At 69.7% G+C, this 8,311-nt stretch carries 10 protein-coding genes; 1 reads left to right on the top strand and 9 read right to left on the bottom strand.

Features of this window, described 5'->3' with window-relative positions; all coding sequences use genetic code 11:
- Positions 1-166: 166 nt before the first annotated feature.
- Entirely contained in the window at positions 167-1,786 is a 1,620-nt protein-coding gene (locus JS521_RS20535; RefSeq protein WP_205084432.1) for an ABC-F family ATP-binding cassette domain-containing protein, read from the bottom strand.
- Between the two features lie 67 nt (positions 1,787-1,853).
- On the opposite strand from JS521_RS20535, the gene JS521_RS20540 reads away from it, so the two are divergent.
- On the top strand, positions 1,854-2,705 hold the full coding sequence (locus JS521_RS20540) for a hypothetical protein (RefSeq protein ID WP_205084433.1): 852 nt from the start codon (positions 1,854-1,856) through the stop codon (positions 2,703-2,705).
- Positions 2,706-2,727: 22 nt separating this feature from the next.
- Here JS521_RS20540 and truA read toward each other — a convergent pair whose 3' ends face one another.
- The 8 genes from truA to map all read right to left on the bottom strand — a co-directional run bounded on the left by truA (position 2,728) and on the right by map (position 8,146).
- Positions 2,728-3,582: a tRNA pseudouridine(38-40) synthase TruA gene (gene truA, locus JS521_RS20545; RefSeq protein ID WP_205084434.1), complete on the bottom strand. Its 855-nt coding sequence runs from the start codon at positions 3,580-3,582 to the stop codon at positions 2,728-2,730.
- A gap of 89 nt (positions 3,583-3,671) precedes the next feature.
- The gene (rplQ, locus tag JS521_RS20550) at positions 3,672-4,175 is read right to left on the bottom strand and encodes a 50S ribosomal protein L17 (protein ID WP_010058774.1); all 504 of its coding nucleotides are present in this window, start codon (positions 4,173-4,175) and stop codon (positions 3,672-3,674) included.
- Positions 4,176-4,363: 188 nt separating this feature from the next.
- Entirely contained in the window at positions 4,364-5,386 is a 1,023-nt protein-coding gene (locus JS521_RS20555) for a DNA-directed RNA polymerase subunit alpha (RefSeq protein ID WP_003966937.1), read from the bottom strand.
- Between the two features lie 137 nt (positions 5,387-5,523).
- Positions 5,524-5,928 carry a 30S ribosomal protein S11 gene (gene rpsK, locus JS521_RS20560; protein ID WP_003956432.1) on the bottom strand — a complete coding sequence of 135 codons (405 nt, stop codon included), beginning with the start codon at positions 5,926-5,928 and terminating at the stop codon, positions 5,524-5,526.
- A gap of 105 nt (positions 5,929-6,033) precedes the next feature.
- Positions 6,034-6,414: a 30S ribosomal protein S13 gene (gene rpsM / locus JS521_RS20565; RefSeq protein ID WP_003966938.1), complete on the bottom strand. Its 381-nt coding sequence runs from the start codon at positions 6,412-6,414 to the stop codon at positions 6,034-6,036.
- Positions 6,415-6,608: 194 nt separating this feature from the next.
- Positions 6,609-6,722: a 50S ribosomal protein L36 gene (gene rpmJ / locus JS521_RS20570; RefSeq protein WP_003956441.1), complete on the bottom strand. Its 114-nt coding sequence runs from the start codon at positions 6,720-6,722 to the stop codon at positions 6,609-6,611.
- A 59-nt stretch (positions 6,723-6,781) separates the two neighbouring features.
- A complete protein-coding gene (gene infA / locus JS521_RS20575; RefSeq protein ID WP_003956442.1) occupies positions 6,782-7,003 on the bottom strand; it encodes a translation initiation factor IF-1 in 222 nt (73 codons plus the stop codon).
- 306 nt (positions 7,004-7,309) lie between these two features.
- Complete coding sequence (gene map / locus JS521_RS20580) at positions 7,310-8,146, bottom strand: type I methionyl aminopeptidase (protein ID WP_205084435.1); 837 nt, start codon at positions 8,144-8,146, stop codon at positions 7,310-7,312.
- Positions 8,147-8,311: the final 165 nt, after the last annotated feature.

Below are 8,311 nucleotides of genomic sequence, written 5' to 3' on the forward strand. Positions count from 1 at the left end.
CCCCCCCCCGCGGCCGCCCCCGCGCTCGCACCCCCTTCCCCCCCGCCCCCCCCCCCCCCCGCCGCCCCCCCCCCCCCCCCCCCCCCCCCCCCCCCCCCCCCCCCCCCAACGGCGCCGCACGGCACCACGCACCCGCACCCCGGGCCCCCACCGCCGACCGCCAAGGTCACCGCGCCCGCTGCACCCTCCGCTCATCCCACACCGGCTCCCCCGTCTCCCGCACCACCCCGTCCGACCCGAACACCAGATACCGGTCGAACGACTTCGCGAACCACCGGTCGTGCGTCACGGCCATCACCGTCCCGTCGTACACCTCAAGCCCGTCCTGCAACGCCTCCGCCGACTCCAGGTCCAGGTTGTTCGTCGGCTCGTCCAGCAGCAGCACCGTCGTCCCCGCCAGCTCCAGCAGCAGGATCTGGAACCGCGCCTGCTGCCCACCCGACAGCCGCTCGAAGTCCTGGTCCCCCTGCCGCTCCAGCTCGTACCGCCGCAGCACCCCCATCGCCCCTCCCCGGTCCTTCGCGTGCTCGGACCAGAGGATCTCCACCAGCGTCTTGCCGAGCAGCTCCGGATGCGCGTGGGTCTGCGCGAAGTGCCCCGGCACGACCCGCGCCCCGAGCTTCCACTCCCCCGTGTGCGCCACCGGCTCACCGGCCAGCAGCCGCAGGAAGTGCGACTTGCCGGACCCGTTGGAGCCGAGGACCGCGACCCGTTCCCCGTAGAAGATCTCCAGGTCGAACGGTTTCATCAGCCCGGTCAGCTCCAGGCCCTTGCAGGTCACCGCCCGCACCCCGGTCCGCCCGCCGCGCAGCCGCATCTTGATGTCCTGCTCGCGCGGCGGCTCCGGCGGCGGCCCGGCCTCCTCGAACTTCTTGAAACGGGTCTGCATCGCGTGGTAGCGGTTCGCCATGTCCGGGCTGTTCGCCGCCTGCTGCCGCATCCGCAGGACGAGCGCCTTCAGCCGGGCGTGCTCCTCCTGCCAGCGCCGCAGCAGCTCCTCGAACCGCGCGAACCGCTCCTTGCGGGCGTCGTGGTACGTGGCGAAGCCGCCACCGTGCACCCACACATCGCTGCCCGCCGGACTCGGCTCGACGCTGACGATCTTCTCGGCGGCCCGGGACAGCAGCTCCCGGTCGTGGGAGACGAAGAGGACCGTCTTACGGGTCTCCTTCAGCTTCTCCTCCAGCCACCGCTTGCCGGGGACGTCCAGATAGTTGTCCGGCTCGTCCAGCAGCAGCACCTCGTCGGGCCCGCGCAGCAGCGCCTCCAGCACCAGCCGCTTCTGCTCACCGCCGCTGAGCGTGCGCACCTCGCGCCACTGCGCCTTCTCGTACGGAACGCCCAGCGCGGCCATCGTGCACATGTCCCAGACCGTCTCGGCCTCGTACCCGCGCGCCTCCGCCCAGTCGCTCAGGGCCTGCGCGTACGCCATCTGCGCGGCCTCGTCGTCGACGGTGACGATGCGTTCCTCGGCGGCGTCGACGGCCTTCGCGGCCTCCCTGATCCGGGGCTGGGCCACGGACACCAGCAGGTCCCGCACCGTCCGCTCGTCCCGCACCGAGCCCACGAACTGCGGCATCACGCCGAGCCCGCCACTCACCGACACCGTGCCGCCGTGCGGCTGCAGCTCCCCCGCCAGCAGCCGGAGCAGCGTCGTCTTCCCCGCCCCGTTCGCCCCGACGAGCGCGACGACGGCCCCGTCGGCCACCCGGAACGAGGCATCGCCGAGCAGCACCCGCCCGTCCGGTAGGTAGAACTCCAGGTGGCCCGCTTCGAGATGTCCCATACAGAGCATTGTCACGGTCCGCGAACTCCTGGCCCAACCGGTTTACGTCACCCCCTAAACTGCGCCCATGAGCTTTGGGCAAGGGGGGGCCTCCTGGGGGCCCGGGGGCGATGGAACACCGGACTGGGCGGCGCTGGCGGATCAGTCCGCCGCGCGGGCCCGCCGCAAGAGACTGCTGATGATCGGCGGCGGGGCGCTGGCCACCGTCGCGATCGGCGCGATCGTGACCACCGCCGTGGTCACCTCGAACGGCGGCGGCACCGGCAAGGACGACAAGAACGCGAGCCGGCTGCCCGCCCCCGCCGACCTCCCCGAGGACACCTCCGCGCCCGCGCCGTCCTTCTCCTCGGTCGCACCGCCGCCCCCGCCGGACCCCAAGGACTACATATCCAGCGCCGACAAGGACAAGGCGCCGGTCACCGTCGACGGGTTCTTCCCCGGCAAGAAGCTCACCATGGGCGACCGCGTCCACTTCAAGGGCGCGACGAGCAACTCCGCGAAGTGCGCGACGGGCACCCAGGGCGCCCTCGGCTCGATCCTCACGAACAACGGCTGCACGCAGCTCATCCGGGCCACCTACCGCAAGGACGGGGTGGCCTTCACGGTCGGCGTCGCCGTCTTCGCGACCGAGGCCCGCGCGAAGAAGACCGTCGACCAGTCATCGGGCGGTCTCGCCTCGCTCAGCGGTGGCGGCGTCGACACCTTCTGCCGGGGCGGCACGGTCTGCCTGCGTACCTCCAACTCCTACGGCCGTTACGCCTACTTCACCGTCGGCGGCTTCGTGAACGGCAAGCGGGTCACCACCACCGACAAGGACGTCTACGCGGTCAACAAGGACCTGACGAACTTCACGTTCGGCCAGATCCACCGCCGGGGCCAGCTCCAGGCCTCCCAGGCCGCCGCCGCCCCCAACGGCTGACCCGACGCCCGGGGGTCGGGCGTCAGCAGCAACCCGCCCCCGGCAACGTCCGTACGTTCCGGGCCTCTTCGGCCCGCGCCGCCAGCAAGTCGTCCGCTGGGTAAGCCACTTCCTCCAGCGTCAGCCCGTGCGGGCGCACCACATGCACCCCCGGGTCGCGCACCCGGGCGGCCAGCACCTCGGCGGGCCAGGAGGCGGGCCGCCGCCCGTCGCCGACGAACAGCGCCGCACCGATCAGCGCCCGCACCATGTTGTGGCAGAACGCGTCCGCCTGCACGGTCGCGGTGAGGACCCCGGACTCCTCATCCCGTGCCCAGCTCAGCTTCTGGAGCGTACGGATGGTCGTCGCACCCTCACGCTTCTTGCAGTACGCCGCGAAGTCGTGCTCCCCCACCATCAGCGCGGCCGCCTCGTTCATCGCGTCCAGATCCAACGGCCGGTCGTGCCACAGCACATGACCCCGGGTCAGCGGATCGACCCCACCGGGCCGGTCGCCGACACGGTAGGCGTACCGCCGCCACAGCGCGGAGAACCGGGCGTTGAACCCGGCCGGGGCGGGGGCCGCGCGCCAGATCCGTACGTCCAGCGGCAGCCGCCCCGCCAGCCGCCTCAGCAGCTTCTCTTCGTGCTCGCCCCAGACCGCCTCCGGCAGATCCACGTGGGCCACCTGGCCGCGCGCGTGCACCCCGGCGTCGGTGCGGCCAGCCACCGTCAGGTCGTACGTCACGGACGAGCGGGTCACGGTCCGCAGCGCGTCCTCGATCTCGCCCTGCACCGTGCGCCGGCTGGTCTGCTTCGCCCAGCCGGAGAAGTCCTTGCCGTCGTAGGACAGGTCCAGTCGTACCCGCACGAACCCGGGCTCGGCCTGGTCACTCACCGCGTCTCCCTCTCCACACCCTGGTCAGCGAAACGGGCCCGCACCGCCCCGAAGGGTGATGCGGGCCCGTCCCGTGGTCGCTAGAACGCTCAGGCGTCCTTGGACTCGGCGTCGTCGGCCGGCTTGGCGTCCTCGACGGACTCGGCCGCGGGGGCCTCGTCCTTCTTGGCCGCGTCTTCCTTGACCGCACGCTTCGTGGCGGCCTCGGCCTCACCGGTGGCCTGCTGGGCCACGGTCAGCGCCTCGACCAGCTCGATGACCGCCATCGGGGCGTTGTCGCCACGACGGTTACCGATCTTGGTGATACGGGTGTAACCACCGGGGCGGTTCTCGTACCGGGGAGCGATCTCGGTGAAGAGCGTGTGGACGACGCTCTTGTCCGTGATCGTCTGGAGCACCAGGCGACGGTTGTGGATGTCGCCCTTCTTCGCCTTGGTGACGAGGCGCTCGGCGACGGGGCGCAGGCGGCGGGCCTTGGCCTCGGTCGTCGTGATGCGGCCGTGCTCGAACAGCGACTTCGCCAGGTTGGCGAGGAGCAGACGCTCGTGAGCGGCGCTGCCGCCCAGACGGGCACCCTTGGCGGGACGCGGCATGGTGATTCTCCTTGTGTGCTGCACCGGCCGTATCAGGTACCGGTGTCAGTTCCCGCGAGGCGGTCGCCCCACGGAAGTCATAGCTGCCGTTCGGGCTTGATATATCAAGCCGTCCGGCGATTGAGGACAAAGCCTCAGCCCCGGCCCGGGGCGCCCTCAAAAACCGGGCACCCCAGCCGGGAGGCGACTCAGTACTGCTCGGTCTCCACGAACCCGGCGTCCGCGTCGTCATCCGCACCGAAGGCGTCAGCCGCAGCCGTCGGGTCGAAGCCGGGAGGCGAGTCCTTCAGCGCGAGGCCCATACCGGCCAGCTTCGCCTTGACCTCGTCGATCGACTTCGCACCGAAGTTGCGGATGTCGAGCAGGTCCGCCTCGGAACGGGCCACGAGCTCACCCACGGAGTGGATGCCCTCGCGCTTGAGGCAGTTGTAGGAACGGACCGTGAGCTCCAGCTCCTCGATCGGCAGAGCCAGATCGGCGGCGAGAGCAGCGTCCGTCGGGGACGGGCCCATGTCGATGCCCTCGGCGTCGATGTTGAGCTCGCGCGCCAGACCGAACAGCTCGACCAGGGTCTTACCGGCCGACGCCATGGCGTCACGGGGACGCATGGCCTGCTTGGTCTCCACGTCGACGATCAGCTTGTCGAAGTCGGTGCGCTGCTCGACACGGGTCGCCTCGACCTTGTACGTGACCTTGAGCACCGGCGAGTAGATGGAGTCGACCGGGATCCGGCCGATCTCCTGGCCGACCTGCTTGTTCTGGACGGCGGAGACGTAGCCGCGACCGCGCTCGACGGTCAGCTCCATCTCCAGCTTGCCCTTGCCGTTGAGCGTGGCGAGAACGAGGTCGGGGTTGTGCACCTCGACACCGGCCGGGGGCGCGATGTCGGCGGCGGTGACCAGACCCGGGCCCTGCTTGCGCAGGTACATCACGACGGGCTCGTCGTGCTCCGAGGAGACGACCAGCTGCTTGATGTTGAGGATGAGGTCGGTGACGTCCTCCTTGACGCCCGGCACGGTGGTGAACTCGTGCAGGACACCGTCGATCCGGATGCTGGTGACAGCGGCACCGGGGATCGAGGAGAGGAGCGTGCGGCGGAGGGAGTTGCCGAGGGTGTAACCGAAGCCCGGCTCCAGCGGCTCGATCACGAACCGGGAGCGGAACTCGTCGACGACCTCTTCGGTCAGCGACGGACGCTGAGCGATAAGCATGCGGTGATCCTTCAGTCGTGGGCACCCACTATTTGATGCCCGACAGTGAAACAAGGGTACGGGCGGTACGCCCCGAATGAGGCGTACCGCCCGGACCTGAACGCTACTGACGCACGGCCGTCACCGGCCGTGACGGGTCAGACGCGGCGACGCTTCGGCGGACGGCAACCGTTGTGCGGCGTCGGGGTGACGTCCTGGATCGAACCGACCTCCAGGCCGGTGGCCTGGAGCGAACGGATCGCGGTCTCGCGGCCGGAGCCCGGACCCTTGACGAAGACGTCGACCTTGCGCATGCCGTGCTCCTGCGCGCGGCGGGCGGCCGACTCGGCGGCCATCTGCGCGGCGAAGGGGGTGGACTTGCGCGAGCCCTTGAAGCCGACGTGGCCGGCGGAGGCCCAGGAGATCACGTTGCCCGAGGGGTCCGTGATCGAGACGATGGTGTTGTTGAACGTGCTCTTGATGTGCGCGTGGCCGTGAGCGACGTTCTTCTTTTCCTTGCGACGCACCTTCTTGGCTGCGCCCTGACGACCCTTGGGGGGCATGTCTTGACTCCAGATGGAGAGGGGAGGTGATCGGTCCTACAGCGAAGACCGCTGGTTGCTGCGGGTTCCGGGAGAACCGGAGGTCCGCAGTGCGTCCGCTGAGGACTACTTCTTGCCCGGCTTCTTCTTACCGGCGATGGCGCGACGCGGGCCCTTGCGGGTACGCGCGTTCGTGCTGGTGCGCTGACCGTGGACGGGCAGGCCACGACGGTGGCGGATGCCCTGGTAGCAGCCGATCTCGACCTTGCGGCGGATGTTCGCCTGGACCTCACGGCGGAGGTCACCCTCGGTGCGGAGGTTGGCGTCCACGTGCTCGCGGATCTTGACGAGGTCTTCCTCGGCCAGGTCGCGAACGCGGGTGTTCGGGTTCACGCCGGTCGAGGCGAGGATCTCCTTGGACCGGGTGCGCCCGATACCGAAGACGTAGGTGAGGGCAACCTCCACGCGCTTTTCGCGCGGGATGTCAACACCTGAAACGCGTGCCATTCAATGGCTCCAGTTGTTATTTCGGGGGTCTTCCGCAGGGCCACTCCCGACCGCCGACCGCTCCCGAGGAGCAGTGGTACGCCCGGGTCTCCGGCCCCCGCCGGAGGTGTCGTCAGCCGTGGCTTGGACGGGCTCTGCGTATGTACGTATTACGTGCGTCGCGCGAAGAACTGCGAGATGCAGGCGGTCGTGCGTCAGCCCTGGCGCTGCTTGTGGCGCAGGTTGTCGCAGATGACCATGACCCGGCCGTGACGGCGGATCACCTTGCACTTGTCGCAGATCTTCTTGACGCTCGGCTTGACCTTCATGGGATGTCAGGTTCTCCGGGTCAGTGCCATCACCCGCCGAAACGGGGTGCCGGCAAGATCTACTTGTAGCGGTAGACGATCCGGCCACGCGTGAGGTCGTACGGAGAGAGCTCCACCACAACCCGGTCATCGGGGAGGATACGGATGTAGTGCATCCGCATCTTGCCGCTGATGTGCGCCAGGACCTTGTGACCGTTCTGGAGCTCCACCTTGAACATTGCGTTCGGGAGGGACTCGATCACGGTGCCCTCAATCTCGATGGCACCTTGCTTCTTGGCCACGCTTCGCCTTTCGAATCGGCTACCTTGATCGGCTCCCGCCATCCCGTCCCTGTCATGCGATTGCATGCAGACACACGGATGCACCAGAGCCGACGAGTCAGTCTACGTCAGCGGACCCCAAAAGACGAATCCGTCAAGTTTGCCCACCCGGGGTGATCCTTAGACCTCTCCGAGGGGTCACATCACCCGAGCGGGTCGGGAGCGGCCTCGACGCCGGCCCCTCCCCCACGCAGCCCTCGCGGGCTCGGCGCCGGGGCGACTCACATGCGTCGGGCCGCTGCGCCGGACTCCGTCCGCCGGATCGGGTCATCCCAGCGGGTCGGGCGCGGCCTCGATCCCGTACTGCGCGAGCCTCGCCTTCCCGCAGTCCGGAGCGGTCAGGACCAGCGGGCCCTGCTCGGTCAGCGCGATGGAGTGCTCCCAGTGCGAGGACCAGGTGCCGTCCGTCGTGATGACCGTCCAGTCGTCGGCCAGCGTCTCCGTGCGCGCCGTCCCGAGCGAGACCATGGGCTCGATCGCCAGGCAGACGCCCGGGACGAGCTTGATGCCCTTGCCGCGCTTACGGGAGACGTAGTTCAGCAGGTGCGGGTCCATGTGCATCTCGGTGCCGATGCCGTGGCCGCCGAAGTCCTCGATGATCCCGTACTTCCCCGTGGCCGGACGCGGCTGGCGGCGGATGTACGTCTCGATCGCCCGGGAGACGTCGACGAGGCGGTTGTTCACCTTCATCGCGGCGATCCCGGCCCACATCGACTCCTCGGTCACCCGGGAGAGCTCGACCAGCTCCGGAGCGTGACCGGTACCCACGAAGGCCGTGTACGCGGCGTCGCCGTGCCAGCCGTCGACGATGGCGCCGGCGTCGATCGAGATGATGTCGCCGTCCTTGAGGACCGTCTTCTCGTCCGGGATGCCGTGGACGACTACCTCGTTGACCGAGGTGCAGATGGTCGCGGGGAACCCGCCGTACCCGAGGAAGTTCGACTTCGCGCCGTGGTCGGCGATCACCTTGCGGGCGACCTGGTCCAGGTCGTGCGTGGTGGCCCCGGGAACGGCCGCCTCACGGGTGGCGGCGTGAATGGCAGCGACCACCAGGCCCGCCTCGCGCATCTTCGCGATCTGCTCGGGGGTCTTGATCTGCACCATTGCTCGGCGCCTCTCTGCATCGACGGTGACGGGTACGGCTCGGCGTTCTCAACGATACGGGGGCAAGCAGTCGGGGGGGGGGGGGGGGGGCCCGGCGGCGCGCCCCCCCCCCCCCGGGGGGGGGGGGGGGGGGCGGGCGGGCGCCCCGACCCCGGGGGCGCGGGG

Source organism: Streptomyces durocortorensis, assembly GCF_016901035.1.
GTDB classification, from domain to species: domain Bacteria; phylum Actinomycetota; class Actinomycetes; order Streptomycetales; family Streptomycetaceae; genus Streptomyces; species Streptomyces durocortorensis.